At 47.9% G+C, this 22554-nt stretch carries 27 protein-coding genes; all 27 read right to left on the bottom strand.

Annotation, left to right across the window (positions count from 1 at the left end; genetic code table 11):
* Positions 1-21 precede the first annotated feature (21 nt).
* The 27 genes from D081_RS09710 to rsmD all read right to left on the bottom strand — a co-directional run bounded on the left by D081_RS09710 (position 22) and on the right by rsmD (position 22517).
* A complete protein-coding gene (locus D081_RS09710; protein WP_085023978.1) occupies positions 22-285 on the bottom strand; it encodes a late competence development ComFB family protein in 264 nt (87 codons plus the stop codon).
* Positions 286-545: 260 nt separating this feature from the next.
* Positions 546-1994 (bottom strand): NADH-quinone oxidoreductase subunit N, encoded by a 1449-nt coding sequence (locus D081_RS09705; protein ID WP_085023977.1) that lies wholly within the window; start codon positions 1992-1994, stop codon positions 546-548.
* Complete coding sequence (locus tag D081_RS09700) at positions 1994-3529, bottom strand: NuoM family protein (RefSeq protein ID WP_085024007.1); 1536 nt, start codon at positions 3527-3529, stop codon at positions 1994-1996. Before D081_RS09700 ends, D081_RS09705 begins: the two co-directional genes overlap by 1 nt.
* Positions 3529-5427 carry an NADH-quinone oxidoreductase subunit L gene (nuoL, locus tag D081_RS09695; protein ID WP_085023976.1) on the bottom strand — a complete coding sequence of 633 codons (1899 nt, stop codon included), beginning with the start codon at positions 5425-5427 and terminating at the stop codon, positions 3529-3531. Before nuoL ends, D081_RS09700 begins: the two co-directional genes overlap by 1 nt.
* 12 nt (positions 5428-5439) lie before the next feature.
* Positions 5440-5751 carry an NADH-quinone oxidoreductase subunit NuoK gene (gene nuoK / locus D081_RS09690; protein ID WP_085023975.1) on the bottom strand — a complete coding sequence of 104 codons (312 nt, stop codon included), beginning with the start codon at positions 5749-5751 and terminating at the stop codon, positions 5440-5442.
* The gene (locus tag D081_RS09685; RefSeq protein WP_085023974.1) at positions 5748-6251 is read right to left on the bottom strand and encodes an NADH-quinone oxidoreductase subunit J; all 504 of its coding nucleotides are present in this window, start codon (positions 6249-6251) and stop codon (positions 5748-5750) included. Before D081_RS09685 ends, nuoK begins: the two co-directional genes overlap by 4 nt.
* Positions 6235-6651 carry an NADH-quinone oxidoreductase subunit I gene (locus tag D081_RS09680; RefSeq protein WP_085023973.1) on the bottom strand — a complete coding sequence of 139 codons (417 nt, stop codon included), beginning with the start codon at positions 6649-6651 and terminating at the stop codon, positions 6235-6237. The genes D081_RS09685 and D081_RS09680 overlap by 17 nt, the downstream gene beginning before the upstream one ends.
* A 14-nt stretch (positions 6652-6665) precedes the next feature.
* Positions 6666-7703: an NADH-quinone oxidoreductase subunit NuoH gene (gene nuoH, locus D081_RS09675; RefSeq protein ID WP_085023972.1), complete on the bottom strand. Its 1038-nt coding sequence runs from the start codon at positions 7701-7703 to the stop codon at positions 6666-6668.
* A gap of 21 nt (positions 7704-7724) precedes the next feature.
* Complete coding sequence (locus D081_RS09670; protein ID WP_085023971.1) at positions 7725-8822, bottom strand: NADH-quinone oxidoreductase subunit D; 1098 nt, start codon at positions 8820-8822, stop codon at positions 7725-7727.
* Positions 8795-9295: an NADH-quinone oxidoreductase subunit C gene (locus tag D081_RS09665; RefSeq protein WP_085023970.1), complete on the bottom strand. Its 501-nt coding sequence runs from the start codon at positions 9293-9295 to the stop codon at positions 8795-8797. Before D081_RS09665 ends, D081_RS09670 begins: the two co-directional genes overlap by 28 nt.
* 1 nt (position 9296) lies before the next feature.
* A complete protein-coding gene (locus D081_RS09660) occupies positions 9297-9869 on the bottom strand; it encodes an NADH-quinone oxidoreductase subunit B (RefSeq protein ID WP_085023969.1) in 573 nt (190 codons plus the stop codon).
* Positions 9860-10213, bottom strand: coding sequence for an NADH-quinone oxidoreductase subunit A (locus D081_RS09655; protein WP_027397252.1), 354 nt, complete (start codon positions 10211-10213; stop codon positions 9860-9862). Before D081_RS09655 ends, D081_RS09660 begins: the two co-directional genes overlap by 10 nt.
* A gap of 211 nt (positions 10214-10424) precedes the next feature.
* Positions 10425-11171 (bottom strand): RNA polymerase sporulation sigma factor SigH, encoded by a 747-nt coding sequence (gene sigH, locus D081_RS09650; RefSeq protein WP_085023968.1) that lies wholly within the window; start codon positions 11169-11171, stop codon positions 10425-10427.
* 143 nt (positions 11172-11314) lie between these two features.
* Positions 11315-11848, bottom strand: a complete 534-nt coding sequence (locus D081_RS09645; protein WP_085024006.1) for an NYN domain-containing protein — start codon at positions 11846-11848, stop codon at positions 11315-11317.
* A gap of 55 nt (positions 11849-11903) precedes the next feature.
* Positions 11904-12632 carry a 23S rRNA (guanosine(2251)-2'-O)-methyltransferase RlmB gene (gene rlmB / locus D081_RS09640; RefSeq protein ID WP_233127472.1) on the bottom strand — a complete coding sequence of 243 codons (729 nt, stop codon included), beginning with the start codon at positions 12630-12632 and terminating at the stop codon, positions 11904-11906.
* A gap of 178 nt (positions 12633-12810) precedes the next feature.
* The gene (thyX, locus tag D081_RS09635) at positions 12811-13500 is read right to left on the bottom strand and encodes an FAD-dependent thymidylate synthase (protein WP_085023967.1); all 690 of its coding nucleotides are present in this window, start codon (positions 13498-13500) and stop codon (positions 12811-12813) included.
* A 3-nt stretch (positions 13501-13503) separates the two neighbouring features.
* Entirely contained in the window at positions 13504-14001 is a 498-nt protein-coding gene (locus tag D081_RS09630) for a Mini-ribonuclease 3 (protein WP_085023966.1), read from the bottom strand.
* Positions 14002-14004: 3 nt separating this feature from the next.
* Entirely contained in the window at positions 14005-15444 is a 1440-nt protein-coding gene (gene cysS, locus D081_RS09625) for a cysteine--tRNA ligase (protein WP_085023965.1), read from the bottom strand.
* A 76-nt stretch (positions 15445-15520) separates the two neighbouring features.
* Positions 15521-15994 carry a 2-C-methyl-D-erythritol 2,4-cyclodiphosphate synthase gene (gene ispF, locus D081_RS09620; protein ID WP_085023964.1) on the bottom strand — a complete coding sequence of 158 codons (474 nt, stop codon included), beginning with the start codon at positions 15992-15994 and terminating at the stop codon, positions 15521-15523.
* Positions 15994-16764 carry a 2-C-methyl-D-erythritol 4-phosphate cytidylyltransferase gene (gene ispD, locus D081_RS09615; protein WP_085023963.1) on the bottom strand — a complete coding sequence of 257 codons (771 nt, stop codon included), beginning with the start codon at positions 16762-16764 and terminating at the stop codon, positions 15994-15996. The genes ispF and ispD overlap by 1 nt, the downstream gene beginning before the upstream one ends.
* 97 nt (positions 16765-16861) lie before the next feature.
* Positions 16862-18031: a PIN/TRAM domain-containing protein gene (locus tag D081_RS09610; protein ID WP_085023962.1), complete on the bottom strand. Its 1170-nt coding sequence runs from the start codon at positions 18029-18031 to the stop codon at positions 16862-16864.
* A 109-nt stretch (positions 18032-18140) separates the two neighbouring features.
* Complete coding sequence (locus tag D081_RS09605) at positions 18141-18632, bottom strand: CarD family transcriptional regulator (RefSeq protein WP_085023961.1); 492 nt, start codon at positions 18630-18632, stop codon at positions 18141-18143.
* Positions 18633-18736: 104 nt separating this feature from the next.
* Positions 18737-20116, bottom strand: coding sequence for a DNA repair protein RadA (radA, locus tag D081_RS09600; RefSeq protein ID WP_085023960.1), 1380 nt, complete (start codon positions 20114-20116; stop codon positions 18737-18739).
* A gap of 161 nt (positions 20117-20277) precedes the next feature.
* Positions 20278-20727: a CtsR family transcriptional regulator gene (locus tag D081_RS09595; RefSeq protein WP_085023959.1), complete on the bottom strand. Its 450-nt coding sequence runs from the start codon at positions 20725-20727 to the stop codon at positions 20278-20280.
* A 140-nt stretch (positions 20728-20867) separates the two neighbouring features.
* The gene (locus D081_RS09590) at positions 20868-21386 is read right to left on the bottom strand and encodes a hypothetical protein (protein WP_085023958.1); all 519 of its coding nucleotides are present in this window, start codon (positions 21384-21386) and stop codon (positions 20868-20870) included.
* Positions 21387-21431: 45 nt separating this feature from the next.
* Positions 21432-21911, bottom strand: coding sequence for a pantetheine-phosphate adenylyltransferase (gene coaD, locus D081_RS09585; RefSeq protein ID WP_085023957.1), 480 nt, complete (start codon positions 21909-21911; stop codon positions 21432-21434).
* Between the two features lie 3 nt (positions 21912-21914).
* Positions 21915-22517, bottom strand: a complete 603-nt coding sequence (rsmD, locus tag D081_RS09580) for a 16S rRNA (guanine(966)-N(2))-methyltransferase RsmD (RefSeq protein WP_085023956.1) — start codon at positions 22515-22517, stop codon at positions 21915-21917.
* Between the last annotated feature and the right edge of the window lie 37 nt (positions 22518-22554).

Raw genomic sequence — 22554 nt, 5'->3', positions numbered from 1 at the left:
ATTATTTATTTTGCTGTAAATTTAGTGCCTTGGATGGGCCCTTACAATATTGGTGGCCTCGGCTATCTGCTTGATGATTTCAATCTCATTGTCACGTTCCATGCTTTCAACACGGGTAAATACCTGCCCTTTTTCCGTGGAAGCGTACTTAGCCGGCAGATGATTAAGGGCCAATATGGCCACATCCCGCTTACATTTCTCACACCAGCAACAATCCGGATATCGTGGTGCAAGACGTTCTATCTTGTCCACCACATAATCTTCCATGTAATTCTTCAAAACCATTCCATTTCCCCCAGAATTAAAATTGCTGCACACTCTCCAATGTGCATAGCATAAATCCCATTTATTAAATGATAGTTAACTTTTAGTTCTTTGTCAATGGATTAAACTATAATTAAAATTTTCTAAATTTTTATCGTTTTAATTCCATTCACCTGTAATATTTTTTTGTCTTTTTCTTTATATATTAATTATAGATTATAAAAAAATGCTGCTGTGTACCATCAGATACACAACAGCATTTTTAGTTTAGTTACTGAATATTACTGTAAGAAGGTATAAGCCGCCAAATTGGTGAGTTCAGCCAGTTTTTCCGGCCATACACCAAAGAGAATGGTAGCGATAACACTCAATACAGCTGCGGCCCGAACGGCCCCGGATATCTGCATTGGACTGCCATCTCCCTCGGTAAGGTACATGGCCTTGGCCACCTGCAGATAGTAATAAACAGAAATCATGGACATAATGAAGCCCACAAAGGCCAGCCACAGATAGCCCTGATTTACTACCGCCGTAAAGAGATACAGCTTACCGGCAAATCCGGCTGTAGGCGGAATACCTGCCATGGACAGCAGGGAAATGGTCATTACTGCTGCCAGAACCGGTGCCGACTTGGCCAGGCCAGCCAAGTTTTTGTAATCAGAGCCGCCCCGCTGCTGCTCCACCACTGACAGGGCCGTAAAGGCACCCACATTGGCAAAGACGTACAGCATACCGTAGAACATAACGGCCTTCATACCCGGATAATCCGCTGACACCATGCCTACCATCATGTAGCCCGCCTGGGCAATGGAGGAATAGGCCAGCATCCGCTTTACATCGTGCTGGCGGATAGCCATCACGTTACCGCCGATCATGCAGACAGCTGACAGAACTGCCAGCATAGGCAGCCAGTAGAACCCAATAAGTGGGAAGGCCACAAACAATACCCGCATGAACACCGCAATACCAGCTGCCTTGGAACCCATGGCCAGCATGGCAGTTATTGGTGTTGGTGCCCCCTGATACACATCAGGAGCCCACATATGGAACGGAATAACCGACAGCTTGAAGAAGAAACCAATCATTATCATGGTAGCCCCTGCCAGGCCGGTGGTGGTAAAGAGATGCTGGTTGCGGAACAGCTCATAGAACTGAATGGTTCCTGTGGAACCATATACCAGACTTATACCATAAAGCATAATGGCCGTGGATACAGAACCCACCACCAAATACTTCACCGCAGCCTCGGAGGAATTGACCGAGGAAATCCTCGCTCCTACCAGAATGTAGAAGGAAATCGTCATAAGCTCCAGACCGATAAACGCGGTAAGGAAGTCATTGGCAGAAGCCAAAACGCACATGCCGAGAAGTGCTGTCATAAGGAGTGCATAAAACTCTCCCTTATAGCGAAGCACCGTCTCCAGATAATCCATGGAAAACAGCAGGGTAAATACGGTGGCAACCATAAACAGCTGCTTAAAGAACAGTGAATAGTTATCCACTATATACATCATATCCAGAAAATATCTGTTGGAAGCGGAACCATCCGCTATGGCTGCCTCAGGAACATACATGGAAAACATGTACAGCACCCAGCCAGTAAGGGCAAATACCAGAACCCCGCCAATACTCTTGCGGGACTCGTGCTTCGGCAACACCAGGTCCATAACAATAGCAAAGAGCCCCAGGACCAAAATGAAAATTTCTGTACTAATAGCTTCAAAATTCATTATCTGATCCCTCCTATGAACCCAGGTACTTCAGCAATACGGTCAAGCAGTGGCATCAGCTGCTCTGTACCAGAACCAACCATTCCCATGAGAATCTGTGGGAAGATACCAAAGCCCACCAGGGCAATACCCAGGATTACCAGCGGCATCATCTCCACGCCTCTGGCGTCCTTATATCTGTCAAACTTGGAATCCCGTGGTCCAAACAGCACCTTGGCCAATACACGCAAAGTGTAGAGAGCCGTGAAGATAATACCGGAAATTGCCAGAATGGCAAAAACAGGATATACGCTGAAGGAACCAACGAAAATAGTAAACTCAGGAATGAAGCCTATCAAGCCTGGAAGACCCAAGGAGGCCATACCAGCCAGCATAAAGCCGGTTGCTACCCTAGGCATCTGATGGGCCAGACCACGAAGTTCTGTCACGCTTCTCATGTGGGTCTTTTCATAAACAAAACCAATCATTGAGAAGAACAGGGCACTCATTACGCCGTGAGCCACCATATTGGCCACCGCACCACTTACGGATACCACATTAAGGCACGCAAAACCAAGGAGAACGTAGCCCATGTGGGATACGGAAGAATAACCGATTACATATTTCAGGTCCTTCTGGGCCAGAGCAATATAAGCGGCATACATGACGTTGATAATGGCCAATGCGGCAATCACCGGTGCCCAGAAACGGGCTCCCAATGGGAGAACCAGCAGACCAAGCCGAATAAGACCATAACCACCGATTTTCTTCAGTACACCGGCGTGAATCATGGACACCGCCGTAGGTGCACCGGCATAACCATCTGGTGACCAGCTGTGGAACGGGAACATGGACAGCAGAGAACCGAAGCCTAACAGCAGCAGCAGGAAGGCGAAAATCTGGAATTCCTCAGTGAGAAGTCCGCTCTGCCCGGCCACAGCCAATGCCTGCATGTCAAAGGTTCTAAAGCCTACCACATCACCCACAGTGAGATACAGGGCAACTACACCCACCAGCATAAAGGCAGACCCCATCAAAAGGTAGATGGTCAGCTTCATACCGGCATATTCCTTGGAAACCCGCTTGGTGGAGCCCCAGATAATTACCATGATGTAGATAGGAATAACCACTACCTCATAGCAAAGCAGGAATATGAACAGGTCAGTAGCAATGAAGGTTCCTGTAACACCGGCAATGAGAATCATCAGGAGAATGTAGAACTCCTTTGGCCGGTTGGTAATATTCCAGGAGCTGTATACCGCCGCCAGACCTATCAGGTCAGTCAGCAGCAGCATAGGAAGGGAAATACCATCTACGCCCAAGGCATAATGAACACCCAAATCCTTAATCCACGGAATACTTTCAGTAAACTGCATACCGCCGGCATTCATATCATAGTTAAAGAAGGCGTACAGGGTAAGGGCCAGTGCCACAGTCATGGCAGAAGCGGCAATAACCCGTACAGACTGGGCTGCCTTTGGCGAAACAAAGCACAGAATTACAGCAGCGCAGATAGGTGCTAACAGGACTGCTGATAACAAAGGAAAGCTAGTCATCATAATGCACCTCCCAGAACTGCCAGATAGTAGAGGCTATAGGCTACCAGAATAACCACACCACAGATGAAGACGCCGGAATAATGCTGCGCCTGTCCGTTTTGGGCCTTGCTGAACAGCCAGCTGAAGCCGCCCACCAGATGTGCCAGACCGTTGATAATACCATCAACGATATAGATATCAATCCAGTAGAATACCTTGGCCACGCCATCTACAAAGACCTTAATCAGTGCTTCATAGATTTCGTCAATATAGAATTTGTTATAGCTTAACTTATAGAGAATACCGCATTTTTCCGCAATAGTATCCGAGCTCCAGCGCTTGGCCACATAAATGTTCCAGGCGATGCCAAAGGCAATGAAGGACAAAATTGTGGAAGAAACGGCAATCGTCATATCGATGCCTGCCTCATGAGGATGGCCAAAGCGTACCCATTCACCAAAGCCATATACATGCCCCCACAGACCGCTGACTACTGCCAGGGCTGCCAGAACGATCAACGGGAACAGCATAAACTTGGAGGCCTCATGGGCATGCTCATATGCTTCCTCATCAGCCGGCTCAGCACAGAAGGTTACAAAGAGCAGACGGGCCATATAGAAGGCCGTCATAAAAGCAGTCAAGGTAGCCAATACATAAAGTGGCGTGCTGACCTGGGAGGCTGCCAACAGGATTTCATCCTTGGAGAAGAAGCCTGCAAAAGGTGGAATACCCGCAATAGCCAGTACACCGATTGTCATGGTGGCAAAGGTCACCGGCAGCTTCTTTCTCAGACCGCCCATCTTAAAGATATTTGCCTCATCCGCCATGGCATGCATTACGGCACCGGCACAGAGGAAGAGCAGAGCCTTGAAGAAGGCATGGGTCATTAAATGGAAGAAGGAGGCGGTCAAAGAACCGACACCCAGGGCCAACATCATGTAGCCCAGCTGACTTATGGTGGAATATGCCAGTATGCGTTTAATTGCAGTCTGGGTAAAGGCTATGCTGGCCGCAAAGAATGCGGTAAAGCCGCCCACCCAGGCGATAACATTCATTACGCAAGGCAATTCACTGAACATGAAGAAGGCACGGCCTACCAAATACACACCGGCAACAACCATGGTTGCAGCATGGATAAGGGCTGATACAGGAGTAGGACCCTCCATGGCATCCGGCAGCCACACGTGGAGCGGGAACTGACCGGATTTACCAATAGGACCAATGAATACCAGCAAGGCAATAACCGTCATCATGCCCGTTCCAGCCACAGTAATATAGGCTGGAATGATTTCCCGCAGCTCCAGGAAATCCAGGGTACCGAAGTTAATCTGCAGCAGGAGAATACCAAGGAGCAGACCGAAGTCACCCACACGGGTGGTCATGAAGGCCTTCTTGGCGGCCTCTCTGGCAGAAACCTTATGATAATAGAAACCTATTAACAGATAGGAGCACAGACCAACCAGCTCCCAGAATACATACATCTGGAGGAAGTTTACGGCCAATACCAGCCCCAGCATGGAAGCCGCAAAGAGGGACAGGAAGGCGAAGAACCGTCCATAGCCCTTGTCACCCTTCATATATCCCACTGAGTATATCTGTACCAATAAGGATACTGTGGAAACCACCATCAGCATCATTGCTGTTAACGGATCAATAAACACACCCATGGAAATGCTGACACTGCCAATATGCATCCAGTTAAGCTGCTGCACAAATGGCTGTTCAACACTAATTCCATAATTTACTACCGCATAGGTAACACCGGAGGAAATAAGGAAGCTGATAATGCTCATGCAGATTGCAATAGCAGCAGACAGCTTTCCGTAAGACCGGGTTATCATGCCAATAACCACAAAGGCCAGTGCTGGTAATAATGGAATCAGCCAGGCATGTTCAAGTGCAAAATCAAACAACATCTTAAACTCCCCCTATCCCTTCATATTATCCAGCTCATCTACATTGATGGTATTTCGGTCATTGTAGATGCGATAAGCCAATGCGACACCAACTGCTACCTCGGCTACACCCACGGTAATGGCAAAGACGGTCATCAGCTGGCCCGTCAGGTCAGAAACCGGGATAAAGCGGTTGAAGGCAACAAAATTAATATTTACGGCATTAAGCATAAGCTCGATGCCCATAAGAATTGCAATAATATTGCGCTTTGCCAGCGCCCCGTAAAGGCCAATGGTAAACAGCATTGCAGCCAGGAGCAGGCAATGACCTAATCCAATACTCATGCTTCGCCATCTCCCTTCGCCAAGATAATTGCGCCCACAAGAGCGGCCAGCAACAGGGTTGCGGCAATTTCAAACGGCAGAATGTACTTATTCAGCATCAAATCCGCCAATTCATTGACTGTATCAGGAGAAACATAGCCTCCCGGCGGAGCCGGTGTAGAAATCAGCACCGCAATCATGATAAGCGCAAACAATCCCGCCCCACCAAGGGCCAAGATGGTATTGTTGTTGAAAGGATTACCCGGAGGGCCATCCTGACGCTTGGTAAGCATAACACCCATTACCACCAGGATTGCTACACCACCGGAGTAAAGCATAAACTCCATGGCGCCCAGGAAGTCTGCATCCAGATAAAAGAACAGGATACCTACGCCAATAAAGCAGGCGGTCATCAGCAGCGCACTGTGTACCAGATTGCGGCTCATAACTACCCCCAGGGCAGTGCCCAAAATCACCATGGCCAGTGCATAGAACACCAGGGTACTAATCATTTCCGTCATCGTTACCCCTCCTGTTCCGTGCCTCAACCAGTGCATCATAGGTCATGTCTTCCTTGAAATAGGAAGCACCCTCGTAGTTTTTATCCCAGCTCAGTGCCTTGGTAGGACATGCCTCAATACACAAATCACAATACATACAACGGCCAATCTGATGTACATAGGCCTCCATATGACGCTTTTTCTCCTCATCCACCGAAACGGTCAAATCAAGGGCAGCGTTTGGACACCCCATGGCACACAGCTTGCAGCCGATACATTTTTGTTCATCAAATACCAGATGACCACCGCGGAAGCGTTCAGTCATTGGCAGCTTTTCTTCAGGATAATAAACGGTTTCCTTTTTGCCAAACCAATGGCCCCAGGTAACCTTCATTCCTGCAATAAGTCCTTTGCCCCACATAATGAAGCCTCCTATCACATTACATTGTAAACGTAGATACCAACACCAGTCAGCAGCACGTTAATCAGGGCGATTGGCAGCAGCACCTTCCAGCCGAAGGAAAGCATGCTGTCCACTCTGGCACGAGGGAAGGTCCAACCAACCCACTGATAAAACAGTACGCACAAAAAGGTCTTAATCCAGAACCAGCAGAAGCCCGGCAGGAAATCAGGACCATGCCAGCCACCCAGGAACAGTGTGGTGGTCAGGATACCAATGCACATAAGGTTGGAAAACTCCGCCAGGAAGAACAACGCCCACCGCATACCAGTATACTCGGTAAACGGACCGGCTATAATCTCCGACTCACCCTCAACAATGTTAAATGGAGGGCGATTGCTTTCTACCAAAGCAGTAACAATGTAAATTAGGAAGGCCAATGGCTGCAGGACGATGAACCATACATCAGTCTGAGCCTCCACAATGGCACTCATCTTCAAGGAACCAGTAATCATAACGATACCCATAAGGGCAAAGACCATTGGTACCTCATAGCCCAGCATCTGGGCCACAGTACGCATACCACCAATAAGGGCATACTTGCTGTTGGAGGAATAACCACCCATGAGGAATGGCAATACGGTCTGGGAGGTAATGGCAATGAGCAGGAACAACCCCACATTAACATCTGCCAAAATTACTCCATCGTCAAACGGGAAGAAGGCATATATCAATGCTGATGGTACCAGCAAAAGAATTGGGGATAATACCCAAAGCCAGGTATCGATACCACGTGGCACAATATCCTCCTTGTCCAGCAACTTCAGCATATCCGCCACGGACTGCAGGGAACCGCCGGGACCAACCCGGTTTGGTCCGATACGGACCTGGATAAATGCGCAGATTTTTCTTTCTCCCAAAGTGAATATCAGGGCTGACGTAGCCATGATCAACAGTAGGATAGTTGCGCATATTACCGTCATAAGAATATCTACTAAAATAGGAACGCCTACTAATGACGTCAGAATTTCTCTAAGGGATTGCCCTATAGAGTAAAGAATTCCGCTATGCATATTTCCACCTGCCTATCTGTACTAACAATCTACCTCGCCCATGAGCGGGTCAATGGTAGCGAATGCTGTAACGGCATCGGCCAATAGCATCCCCTGGCACATGGTGTCCAAAGCCTGCAAATTAACAAAGGATGGACGACGGATGTGCACACGGTAAGGCTTGGTGGAGCCATCACTTACAATATAGAAGCCAAGCTCACCGCGGGTATTCTCCACGCGATGATATGCATCTCCCTTAGGCGGACGCAGAACCTTTGGCACCTTGGCCATATATGGTCCTTCCGGCATATTGTCCAGAGCCTGCTGAATAATCTTCGCACTCTCGGCAATTTCCTTGATACGGATCATATAGCGGTCCCAGTTGTCGCCACGCTTGCCCAATGGAACATCAAAGTCAAACTTGCCATAGGCGCCGTATTTGTCAATCTTGCGGATATCATAATCCACGCCGCTGGCTCTGATATTCGGACCGGACATGCCAAACTTCAGGGCTGTTTCCTTAGTAATAATAGAAGTCTTTTTCATACGGGCCTGGAAAATTTCGTTGCCGCTAAAGAGCTTATTGTACTCATCCAGCATTTCCGGCACATAATCAATAAACTTCTGGGTATCCCGCAAAAACTCTTCCTGAGCATCGGCCACGACACCGCCAATACGGATGTAATGGGCCGTCATACGGGCACCGCAGATAATATTAAACAAATCCAAAATCTTTTCCCGGTCACGGAAGGCGTAAATCATACCGGTCGCTGAACCAAGGTCATTGGTCAGTGAACCGATAAATACGTGATGGCTGGCAATACGATTCAGCTCAGCACAAATAACACGGATATACTCCGCCCGCTCCGGCACCTCGATTCCTGCCAGCTTTTCTACAGCCATGCAGAAGCCAAGATTATTATTCATGGCCGACACATAGTCCAAACGGTCAGTAAACGGAACGCACTGGACATAAGTGCGGGATTCCATCAGCTTTTCAATACCACGATGGAGATAGCCCATAACCGGCTTTGCTCCAACAATATTCTCGCCATCCAGCTCCACCTGAACCTGGAGAACACCATGGGTACTAGGATGCTGCGGTCCCATGTTTAAGACATACTTCTCTGTTTGTGCCATGTCAGCACCCCTCCTTCGATTCTAGGCTCCAAAGGTACAAAATCCTTTCTGAGAGGATGTGCCTCGTAGTTATCCGGCAACAGAATACGTCGCAGGTCCGGATGATGCAGGAATTTTACTCCCATCAAATCATAGGTTTCCCGTTCCTCAAAATTGGTGCCTTCCCAAATCTGAGTCATGGATTCCACCTCCGGATTATCCCGGTCCAGCTTCACCTTTACTGTTACCCACTTATCATAACGACGGGAATAGAGGCAATATACCATTTCGATATATTCCTTGTAGTCCACTGCCGTCAGAGTACCCATACGGTCAAAGGAGAAGGTAGGCGTCTCCCGCAGAACCCTCATAAGGTCCAGGAGCTGCTCCTTGCCCACATACAGAGCCGGCTCTGCCTGCTCTGCATCAAATTCAACTGTATCAAACTGGGCCTTTATCAGCTCCAGCTTGTCTAATTCAAAATAAGTCCCCATATTATTCCGCCCTTTCTTCCACTTTACATACAGGACGGGTCATCAGCTCCAGATTTGCCCGGCTGATTGCCTTTGAATCCTCTGCATCACGTCCCAACTCAGGATGACGGATAAGCTTTTTCAGCTTCAGCATGGCATCAATAAGAGCCTCCGGTCTTGGTGGACAGCCTGGCAGATATACATCCACCGGCATTATCTTATCAAGGCCTGTAACCACTGAATAGGAGTCAGCGAAAGGACCACCACCAATATTGCAGTTACCCATGGCAATGACATACTTTGGCTCAGGCATCTCCTCATAGAGACGGATAAGCGGCGGTGTCATTTTCCAGGTGAGAGTTCCGGCCACGATTAAAAGGTCAGACTGGCGCGGACAGGAACGAAATACCTCGTAGCCAAACCGGGCCAAGTCAAACCGTGACGCTGCCGCACACATCATTTCTATGGAGCAGCAGGCCAAACCGGATGACAACGGCCATATTGAGTTGGATTTACCCCATTTAAAAAGTGCATCTACGCTGGTAACTATAACATTGTTTTTCAGCTCAGGTGGCACAATATCTACTATTTCCATGACAATGCCCCCTTCTTCCATGCATACCAGAGACCAATTGTTAATATCCCCACAAACACCAGCATCTCCACCAGTGCAAAAAGGCCCAACTGGCTGTATTTCACAGCCCATGGATAAAGGAACACTGTCTCAACATCAAACAGCAGAAAGACCAGTGCATACATAAAATAACCTATGTGAAACTGCACATTGTTCTTTCCAATGGTATTAACACCACATTCATAGGGAATGTCCTTTTCATTGGTTGGCTGCTTAGGCTGAATAATGTTCGCAATGATAATTGGAGCAATAGGAAAACCCAAGGCCATGATGAAAAAAATTCCCAGTGTTGCGTAACCATCCATAAAAACCCCTCCTTAATCCCCTTTATGCGCTACAACATAAATGTATTCGCTGGTGATTACATTTATGTTACAATAAACGCCATTAATAAAGAGTATAATATACCAATTGTAAACTTGTCAACCAACAGGCACCCTATAAAGCCCTTTATACATCTATTTTACCCTCCTTTAAATTATATAATAAAAATTATTTATACAAAAAAGGGGCGCATCACTGCACCCCTTCTCCCTTCTTTATTTCAGAGAAAATACGCCCCTTACGCTTAATGGTCGTAAGACCCTTATATATAGTTCCAATATCTACTTCGTTGCCGTTCATTTCCATATAACGCTCCAGCTTGCGCTTAACCCGCTGCAGGGCATTATCTATGGACTTGACATGGCGATCCAAATCCAACGCTATCTCCTGATATGACTTTCCATCCAGATATGCCATCAGGACACACCACTCCAAGTCCGATAGAATATCCTCCATCTTGGCTTCAATATCAATGAACTCCTCCCGGCTGATAACCAGCTCCTCCGGGTCAGTTACCTTGGCCCCGGACAACACATCCAACAAAGTGCGGTCGGAATCTTCGTCATAAATAGGTTTGTTTAAAGATATATAGGAATTCAGCGGAATATGCTTTTGACGTGTTGCTGTCTTAATGGCCGTAATAATCTGCCTGGTAACACACAACTCCGCAAAGGCTCTGAAGGACGATAGCTTATCAGTGCGGAAATCCCTGATGGCCTTATAAAGACCTATCATACCTTCCTGGATAATATCTTCCCGGTCAGCACCAATTAAAAAGTAGGACCTTGCCTTGGCTCTGACAAAATTTCTGTATTTGTTTATAAGATAATCCATGGCCACGCCATCCTGATTATCCTGAATCTTCACAATGACATCCTCGTCAGTGAGATCAATATAATCATCAAAAGATTCATCCCAGGTCAACAAGCTATTTTCCATTAAGCCCCGGCCTCCCACAAGTTGTCAGACTGTTTCCTATATTTTATATATACAGCCCACAAAATGATTATACCGCCCAGTTAAAAAATAATCAAGAGTTACAACTATTTCAAAAATGTATACATAACCATTACTTACATTTATTATTTCATTTTACGGAGAGCATCCAATTTGGCCAGTGTTTCCGCATCTAGATGGCTGCTGATTTCATTGCGGGAAATAGGGAAGGTAGGCTTATCAAGATACCCCTTCCGAACCTCCTTTTTGGCCCTTTTCAGCATCTGATGAAACTCCTTGGAGGGATGACGATAGGCACCGGCCCCAAGGATAACCGACTGTTCAGCACCGTCAGAGGTCACCACATGAACCTCCTTGCCCATGCGGACATAATCATAGGCATTCCTCTCAATGTAGCTGTCAGCCGTTTCCCCTTTGCCCGTATACACCACCATAAAATGGTCATGAACCTTCTCCACATGCTCTTCATCCTCGGTAAACAGAGCATCGAAAACCACTATCATCTCATAGCGTTCATAGGCTCCGTATTCCGACAGCATGTGAATCAGGGTATCCCGGGCCTCATCCAGATTATTTCTGAGCTTTATCAGCTCAGGCCAGGAATTGATTACGTTGTAGCCATCAATAATATAATATTCTCTTGGCTTTTTCTTCATTATAATATCTCCCCCGCAATCAAATTCCTTAGCCACAAAACCTTATTATTATTCTCCGTTAACCACGCTGGATGCGCTGCTTCATGGCTTCATACATCAGGATAGAACCAGCCACGGAGGCATTAAGGGAATTAATCTTCCCCACCATAGGAATACGCACTACAAAATCGCACTGTTCCTTTACCAGACGGCCTACACCATGTCCCTCACTGCCTACAATCAGCAACAGCGGACCGGTCATATCCGCCTCATAATAATCAGTGCCGTCCATATCTGCGGCAGCCACCCACAGGCCTTCTTCCTTCAAGCGGCGAATGGTCTGAACCATATTTCCAATACGGGCAACGGGAACATACTCCACCGCCCCGGCAGAGGTCTTGGCAACTGTAGCAGACAGTAGCACACTGCGGCGTTTTGGAATCAAGACACCGTGAACCCCTGCTGCATCTGCCGTACGCAGCAATGCCCCCAAATTATGAGGGTCCTCCAGCTCATCCAACAGCAGGATAAATGGCGGCTCATTCCTGTCTCTGGCTATCTGGAGAATATCCTCCAGCTCCACGTACTCCACTGGAGCCACCTGGGCCAATACCCCCTGATGACGGATGCCGCGGGCCATGGAATCCAGCTTGCTGCGCTCCATATACATTATATTGACGCCCTTTTCCTTGGCCACAGCTATAATTTCCTTGATGGAGCCTTCACTGCTGCCATTGGCCACCATTATTTTATTGACGCTGCGGTTGCCCTTTAGGGCCTCCATTACCGCATTGCGGCCTGCCACCATATCCTCAGGCAGTTCAACCACATCCAATGGGGCATCATTTCTGACCTTGTCTCCAGTACGACGGTCAAACTGCTGTCGGTTCTTCTTTGTCATGTATTCCGGCTTACTGCCCTTGTGTTCCTTTAGGGCCGCCGTTCTTTTGTCAGACTTGCCTTCCGCTTTTCGTTTATAGTCCATATTAATCTTCTCTCATCTTAATCATTTCCGCAAACTTACCACAGGTCATGGCCCCCTCAGGGCAATGGCCGGTAGCCACGCAGGATGCACCCGCATTCTTAAAGAGAAGCGGTGCCACCTTCTTGGCCTGCTCCAGCATCTTGTAGGCCAGCTCCCGAATTTCCCACTGGGCCCGGTTGCAGCAGCGCAAATTGAAGAAATGCATCAAAGAACGGGCATTCATGGTAACCACGATTTTTGTTTCCGTTGCATTGGCCAGTACATAACGGGCATCCTCCTTTGGAACCCCCATGTCTGCCAGCTCATTATAAGCCTTTTGAATATCATTCATCAGTGCCTCAAACCGTTCCTTTGCTTCCGGCTTTTCAGCAATGCTTGGTGGCAGAATATACTCAAAATCATGCTCTGCCACATAACGCTGGGACTGCTGGCTGTACGAAGCCAAACGATGGCGAACCAGCTGATGGGTAAGCACACGGGACACGCCCTCAATACCAAATGTAAAGGATACGTGCTCCATGGTGGAAGCATGCCCCATCTTAATAATCTTGGCCAGCAGCTTCTGCACCTGCTCCTCAGTCATGCGTTCAGACAGTTCCTCTGCCCCGGAGGCAGAATAACACAGACGGGCTGACATAGCCACTACCCGTTCCGGCTCCGGTGTATGCTCCAATAATTTAACCTTTATCATAATCTATTTCTCCACTTTTTTATCCGAAATTTCTTCCATCATGGCCCGAGAAATAATCTTAAAGGATTCCTCAGCCAATTCGTACAGGCGCTCATTTCGCTCCGTAAGGTACAGATAGCCCAGCAAGGCCTCAAAGCCCGTACTTGAATGGTACTGGGCCACACTGGCACTGCGCGGGGCATGGCTCTTGGCATTGCGTCCCCGCTTGTAAACCGCCTTTTCTTCCTCCGTCAGCATTTCCTCAATGCCCCGATAGGCCTTGTCCTGCCACACGGCGGACACCATCTGGGCACCGAACTGATGGAGCACCTGAACCTTGCTCTGTTCATAGGAAAGAATACGGCCTCTCACAAACAGATGAAAATATGCATCACCAATATAGGCCAATACCAATGGATTCAGGCTTTTGGGATCCACTGAATCATACCGCTGCAGCACCCCGCCGTTGCCGTCATCCACGAACATCATATCAACCAGTTTCTTTAAATGTTCAAATGTCATAGTTTACGCTTTCTTCCACTTGGTACCGGCTGCAGAATCCTCCAGAATAATCCCCTGTGCCTTTAAGCCGTCACGGATTTCGTCGGCCCGGGCCCAGTTTTTATTCTTCTTGGCCTCAGCCCGCTCAGCAATGAGGGCCTCAATTTCCTCGGCAGAAATACCATCGCCATTATCAGACTCCGGCATATCCAGAGAGCTCTCAAATATACCGATAACAGTAGCCATATCTCTGTACACCTGCATCAGCTTGCCAAAATGCAGGGCATCAAAAGCTGTGCCCTTGTTAATGACATTATTGGCATAGGTGTTAATTTCCTTGGAAAGAGTAAACATATAGCCAATAGCCAGTGCTGTGTTGAAGTCATCATCCATGGCCTCATAGAAATCAGCCATGGCCTTGTCGGCAATTTCAGCCAGCTGAGTGTCAGCTTCTGTAGTGCCGGACTTTTTCAGCACCTCATTGCCCAATTCAAAGGCATTCTTTAAGCGAAGCAAGCCAGCCTGTGCCTCCTTAATCCGTTCCTCGCTGAAATCCAGCGGACTTCTGTAGTGAGTGCGCAGAATAAAGAAGCGCACCACCTCACCCGGATACTGCTTCAGAATATCCGGCACAGTGATGAAGTTGTTCAAGGACTTGCTCATTTTCTCATTATCAATGGTGATAAAGCCATTGTGGAGCCAATACTGGGCAAAGCTGTGATAGTCACCGCAGCAGCACTGGGACTGGGCAATCTCATTTTCATGATGAGGGAAAATCAGATCACTGCCGCCACCATGGAAATCAAAGGTTTCTCCCAGATATTTAAGGGACATGGTGGAGCACTCGATGTGCCAGCCCGGACGTCCCTTGCCCCATGGACTTTCCCAGAATGGTTCTCCCGGCTTGGCAGACTTCCACAGTGCAAAATCCATTGGATTCTGCTTGCGGGTATCTACCTCCACCCGGGCCCCGGCCTGCATATCCTCCAGCTTGCGGCCGGACAGCTTGCCGTACTCAGGGAACTTCTCCACACTAAAGTACACATCACCATCAATAACATAGCCAAAGCCGCGATCAATGATACGCTGTACCATGTCAATAATGTCCTGAATATGCTCCGTAACCTTTGGATAAAGGTCTGCCCGCTGCACGTTAAGAGCATCAATAGACTTGAAATATCCATCAATATAGCGGTCCGTAATAGTTTCCCAGGAAACGCCCTCTGTGTTGGCAGCCTTAATAATCTTGTCATCCATATCAGTAAAGTTCTGAATGTGCTTTACTTCGTAGCCGCGATTTTTCAGATAGCGCTTAATCACGTCCCAGGTAACGAAAGGACGGGCATTGCCAATATGCGGATAGTTATAAGGAGTTACACCACAGACGTAAATGCCCACCTTGCCCGGCTCCTGTGGCTTAAACTCTTCTTTTTGACGTGTTAAGGTATTATAGACTTTCAACATATATTATAGATACTCCTTTATGGGTAAAACCATGACCCACTAAAAACATTTAAATACTATCTGTAAGATTTTATCATTAGCCTTCAATTCCTGCAACTGCATAGGAAGAAATCCCCTGGCCATTGCCGGTGAAGCCCAAATGCTCCTCTGTGGTGGCCTTCACATTGATACGGTCCACCTCTACATTAAGGGCCTTGGCTATATTCTCCCGCATCTGAGGAATATGTGGCAGCATCTTTGGCCGCTGGGCCACAATAGTAGCATCCACATTGCCTACGGTGTAACCCTTCTCCTTCAACAGCTTCCCAACATGCTCCAACAGGATGATGCTGGAAATTCCCTTGTAACGGTCATCACTGTCCGGAAAATGCTTGCCAATATCTCCCAAGGCTGCAGCGCCCAGCAACGCATCGGCAATGGCGTGAAGCAGCACATCTGCATCAGAATGCCCTAAAAGGCCCTTCTCAAAGGGAATATCCACGCCGCCAATAATCAGTTTTCTATTTTCCGTAAGCTGATGAACATCATAGCCCATACCAAATCTAGTCATTAAGCATTCTCCTTTTGCCAATAATTCCTGATCAACTCATTTATTTCAGCCATCACCGGCCTGTTTTCCTCTATCAGTGGGGTCGCCCCCTGAGCCTTAATAAAGGCTTCCCCGATAAGAATATCCTCCGGGGTAGTTATTTTTATGTTTCTGTAATCACTGTTCACTATATGAACCGGCTGTCCTGTACGTTCCACCAGACTGGCATCATCCGTTCCCAGAAAGCCATCCGCCTGAGCCTTGTCATTGGCTGCCAGCAGCAAACCACGGGTAAAGCCCTGAGGGGTCTGGATTTCCCACAAAGCTGAACGGTCCGGTGTCTCCAGCACCTGGCCCCGGCTATCACAAACCTTGATAGTATTCTTGGCCGGTACTGCCGCAATAGCTCCCCCCGATGTTCTTACCTTACTTATGGTAGCAGCTATGGTTTCCAGGCTGATAAAAGGACGGGCTGCGTCGTGAACCAGAATAATATCCTCATCGTTACCATCAATGCTTTTTATGCCATTTAACACGGAATACTGCCGCTCACTGCCACCGGCTACCACCTTGTATGGCTTAAGGCCCTTTATTTTGCCCAATATAGATTTAACAAAATCCACCTCATGAGATGCTACCACCACTACCATCTGGTCTATTTCCCCACAGCCGGAATATTGCAGCAGGGTTCTTATAAGTATTGGTACACCATCAAGAGGCATAAAGACCTTATTCATGCCAGCCTGCATTCGGCTGCCCTTGCCAGCCGCCGGAAAAATTACAGTAACCATAGGACCTCCAAAAACTATCCAAAAATCAGAAATATCAGAAAAGGGCTCCTGGGGGAGCCCTAAACTGTTAGTCATAAAATGAAAACTCAAATAATGCTTAAACCACCGGCTTGGCGAAAATCATCCGCCCTGCCGCAGTCTGCAAAGCCGAAGTAACTTCCACTGTAATGTTTTCATTGATGTACCGGCGACCGTTCTCCACAACAATCATGGTACCGTCTTCAAGATAAGCCACGCCCTGGCCCTGCTCCTTGCCCTCCCGGACAATCTGCACATTCATGCTTTCCCCCGGAATAGCCACAGGCTTAATGGCGTTGGACAGCTCGTTGATATTCAGCACCGATACGCCCCGAAGCTCTGCCACCTTGTTGAGGTTGTAATCATTGGTAATGATTTTGCCGCCCGTGAGCTGCCCCAGCTCCACCAGCTTGGAATCCACCTCGGAAATATCCTCAAAATCATGATTCACAATTTCCACCTGGGAACCAAACTCGTTTTGGAGCTGCTGCAAAATATCAAGGCCCCGACGGCCCCGAACCCGCTTTAAGGAGTCCGACATATCCGCAATATGCTGTAATTCCTCCAGTACAAAAACCGGAATCAGCAGCTTGCCATCAATAAACCCCGTGCGGCAAATATCCGCAATACGGCCATCAATTATTACGCTGGTATCCAACAGCTTGCAGGGAATTTCGGAAGAAGCAAATTCCTTAATCGCCTCCAGCTCAGCCCCCTTCAGCTTTTTCTTGTTGCGGGACTGTTCCACATGCTGGCTGGTTTCCTTGAAAAACCGCGGCAGCTTGCCGATTAAATCACCCAATTCCTTCTGCTTGCGTATTACAATATGAATCCCTAAATAACCAAAAACAATACTGAAGATACCAGGAATATAATCTCCTACCACCGGTATCTTTGAGAATGCTACACCTAACAAATTAGCAATTATAAGTCCTATTGCCAGGCCTATGAGTCCTGCTATAACATCATGCAACGGCATTTTGTTAAGCTGACCTTCAACCCAGACTGAAAATCTTTGCAGCTTGGAAGCAAAATAAGGTGATGTGGTATAACCTATGGCTGCACCTGCTACAATACCCAGCACCAGGAATATAAGGTGTGCTGCCGTCATCTTGAAAAGACCCAGTTCACTCTTTAATACCTCTGTGCTTATCAGCTCCGTCAAAAACGGGCTGGCAATGTGCATCGCGATACCGCCAATAACAGCCAGTAAAGCCACAACAAATACTCTTAAAACCTTCTCTAACATCTCTCTCACCCCCTTTCATGAATATTGGTATAAAATGAAAAGCGGCTGCCATACCATGACTAAGAGTTATGGCAGCGCAGCCTAAAACTTTTCCATTGCAAGCGTAAAATTACTCTTCTCGCCTGAGCATTTCCTGAAGCCATGCCTCAGTCGTCTCCATGGTGCCATCCAGGACATATACCATTTCCGTCAAAAAAATCTGTTTTGCCGTATCCAACAGACGTCGTTCACCGCTGGATATTTTTTTAATCCTGTCCTGAAGGGCAAGATTCCGAAGAACAGCGGCTACTTCCAAAATATCACCAGTCTTTAAGCGGTTAAGGTTCGCATGAAACCTTTTATTCCAGCTTCCTACAGCCTTGACAGGGTCACCCTTCAGCACATCTTCAATCCTCTCAAGCATGTCTGTCGGGCTTACCTCCCGCAATCCGACCTTGTCAATATTATCAGCAGGAAGCATTATTCTCATTCCGCCGATAGGCATTTGAAGGACATAATACGATTTCATCTGTCCTTGCCCCATAACATCATACTCTTCCATGCCGGTGATTTCTCCAGCACCATGCATCGGGTACACTACCCGGTCACCAATCTGCAGCAAACATTCACCCCCTATCGACATCTCTACACACAAAATTATACCAAAAATTTCGTCAATAAAAAAGAATGAATTTTATCATATAAAAAAAATTATGTCAAGAATCACTACCTTGGCATCGCACTTGATAATGCTTCTGTTATATTTGATACTCCGTACAGTGTCATATCCGTAAATTTCCTGTCTGCCAGCAGCTGCTCGTAATTTTTCTGAGGCAGAACGATGCTCTTAAAGCCCAGCCGCTGTGCTTCCCGCACCCGGTTTTCCGCCTGGCTCACTGCCCTTATTTCCCCGGAGAGTCCCACTTCCCCAAAGGCTACCGTGGCTGGCCTTAACGGCCGGCTGGCAAAGCTGGAGGCCATGGCAATACAGATACCCAAGTCCGCCGCCGGTTCATCAATGCGAATTCCTCCGGCTGCCTTCACGAACACATCACAGCCACCCATGGCCAGATGAACCTTCTTCTCAAGCACTGCCAAAAGAAGCTGCAGCCGCTTTAAATCCACGGAATCGGAAATTCTCTTTGGGGGCACGTAAGGTGTCTTGGCTACCAGAGCCTGAATTTCCACCAGCAGTGGTCTGGTACCTTCCACCGTCGGGACAATCACACTGCCATTGTCATCCTGTCGCTCGGACAAAAACAGCTTGGAGGCATCGGACACATCCACCAGCCCCACATCCCGCATTTCAAATACACCAATTTCATTGGTACTGCCGAAACGGTTTTTGATAGCACGAAGCATGCGGTATTCCGCATTATTTCCTCCTTCAAAATAAAGAACCGTATCCACAATATGCTCCAGCACTCTCGGGCCGGCCAGCGTGCCATCCTTGGTTACATGGCCCACAATAAAGGCCGCAATACCATTGGTCTTGGCCACCCGCAGGATTTCCACCGCACATTCCCGCACCTGGCTGACACTGCCGGGAGCACTTTGAATATCCGGCCGAAATACGGTCTGAATGGAATCAATGACCAGAACCTCCGGCTTCAAATCCAAAATATGCTTTTCAATGGCTTCCAAATTGGTTTCGCTGACCACCATCAGGGCTTCCGATACGGCATCAATCCGATCCGCCCGCATGCGAACCTGCTGGACGCTTTCCTCGCCGGTTACATACAGTACCCGACGGCCATCTCTGGCCTCATTGGCACATACCCTGAGGGTAAGGCTGGACTTACCAATACCCGGGTCACCCACTATCAGTACCATGGAGCCGGGAATCAGCCCTCCACCCAGCACCCGGTCCAATTCCGCCGAACCGGTGGTAATACGGGGCATTTTCTCCAGCACCACATCACTTATAGGACAAGGCTTGCTCTGATTGGACAGGCCCAGATTAAGGCCCCGCTGCTTGGTATTATCAGGCTTGATCACCTCTTCCACCAGGGTATTCCACTGACCGCAGCCGGGGCATTTTCCCAGCCACTTAGGAGTATCATAGCCGCACTCCTGACACACGAACATGGTCTTTGATTTTGCCATTACTGCCTATTCCCTTTCCCGCCAAACGGCTTAGCTGCCAGCTTAATAATGGACTTGCACAGCCACACCACTGCTATGCCAAAGCTAAGCAAAAAGTTAATAATATTTTTTAACACCCCGCCCTGCTGCGGAGCCAGTTTATTTTTTCTCATCACAATTAATCAGCGGGAGAACTCCGCCAAAGTGACAAACAGGGTCTTCAGCATATTCACCCTGTCCTTGGTGTCCATGCCCTCGTATGCGCAATTGGCTGCCTGAAGCACCAGGGCCCCTTCACGGGAATTAATCATCTGATGCTGGATAAGATAGCGGATCATGGCCTTAACCTCCACAAATTCTGTATCGGCATCAATCTTGCCAATCATATCCTCATAAATTATATTCTGCAAAGGCACCCGGACAATACGAATAAATCCCCCCAGGCCCCGGCGGGATTCCACTGCAAAGCCCTTGTCATGAGTGAAGCGGGTATTCAGTACATAGCTTATCTGGGAAGGAGCACAGGATATTTCATCAGCTATATCCGTCCGTCGCAGCTCCACCTGACCATTCTGCTGCTCTGCCAGCCGCCGCAGGATGTATTCTTCGATTAAGTCAGCAATATTGCTCATAGTATCACCTTCTCTTAATACACAATTGACTATTTGACTTTATTATAACGCATAATGTGTTTTTTTTCCATTACTACCCCAACTTCACCAAAAGAAAAAGGATGCCGCCTAAACGACATCCTTGATAATGCAATATAAAATTACTGCTGATTGTTAAGCTGGCCCTTGGCCTCCTGAACTGCCTGCAGTGCGCTGCCCACACTTTCAATAACATGGTCGAAAATCTGGTTGGCATAATCATCAGCACTGGTTCTCAGCTGCTCTGCATACTGCTCAGTCTCAGTCTTCATCTGCTGGGCGGCCGCCATGGTCTGATCCATAATAGCCTTTTCCTGCTCCTTGGCCTTGATAACTATCTCGTTCTCATCAACAGCCTTCTGGGCATATGCCTGTGCCCGCTCAATGGTCTGGTCAGCCTCACGCTTGGCGCCATCGATAAGGCGGTCAGCCTCCATCTGTGCTGCATTGATAATCTCATCACGACGGCTGACAATATCCCCGGCTTCCTGAATCTGTCGAGGGAGTTCACTCCTCAGAACATCCATCAACCGAAACAGCTCCACATCGTCAATCATTACTTTATCCAAAAATGGAACCCGGTTGGAAGATGCAACCAAATTCTCAATTTCTTCCAAAATCTTATCTATTTCCATTTCCATGAGCCCAATCCCACTTTCTAATTTTTAATCTACCCTATAAGAATATCATTTCTTATTAAAATGTTCAATAGCTATTAAGACCGATTCTGGTACCAACGTGCTAATGTCGCCGCCAAAACCATAAATCTCCCTTATTACAGAGGAGCTGACACAAGAAAGCTCAGGTTTGGTCAACAAAAAGAAGGTGTCAAGCCCCGGGTGTATCTGCCTGATAACCTGGGCCTGCCCCTGCTCATATTCAAAATCCGTAACGGAGCGAAGCCCACGGATAATAACCGGAATATCATGCTTTACCATGTAATCGGCCAGCAGCCCATCAAAGGAAACTACCTCCACATTCTCCATATCCTTCACTGCCTCTTTAAGGGCTTCCACCCGCACCTCCACTGGCAGAAAGGACTTCTTGCGGATGTTATTGAACACCCCCACCACAAGCCGGTCAAAGTTTTTGGCAGAACGCCTTATAATGTCCATATGCCCATTGGATACGGGATCAAAGCTTCCTGGAAATATTGCTGAACTCATTTCTTATTCGTCCTCCATATCTGCTGCGCCATCAGCCACCGGTGGCTCAATGCCGGCAGTCTTGTACTCGAAAATATAAATCTGGGTAGTCTTGCCATATTTCTGATTCCGCAAAAGCCTCATGTGGCTCAAGGCCGGAATATCATTTTCATCCCCACCCATTTCCACAATAACCAGGGCATCCTCTGCCAAAAGCTGGCTGGTATCCAGCCAGGACAGGGCCCGTTCCCACAATCCAAGGTGATAGGGCGGGTCACAGAATACCACATCAAATTTTCGCCCCTGGGCAGCCAAACGCTGCATAACAGCAAAGACATCCCCCTTGAAGATCTCCGTTTTATCAGACAGATGGGTATGCTCCGCATTGTATTTCAAAATATCTGCCGTGGCCTTGTCCACCAGACAGGCATGTTCAGCACCACGACTGAGGGCCTCCAGCCCCAGGCCGCCGGTGCCGGCAAATATATCCATTATATTTTTTCCAACAACCTCCCGGCCCAAAATGCTGAACAGGGACTCCTTCACCCTATCTGAAGTAGGACGGGTATTCATTCCCTTGGGAGTCTTTAAGTTGCAGCCCCGGGCCGAGCCAGTAATTATACGCATAGATAAACCTCATTACACATTTTTATTCTTCATAAAT

The organism is Anaerovibrio sp. JC8, assembly GCF_002100115.1.
GTDB lineage: Bacteria > Bacillota > Negativicutes > Selenomonadales > Selenomonadaceae > Anaerovibrio.
Note: the sequence above shows the minus strand (reverse complement) of the source record. Positions and strands in the feature narration are given on the sequence as shown.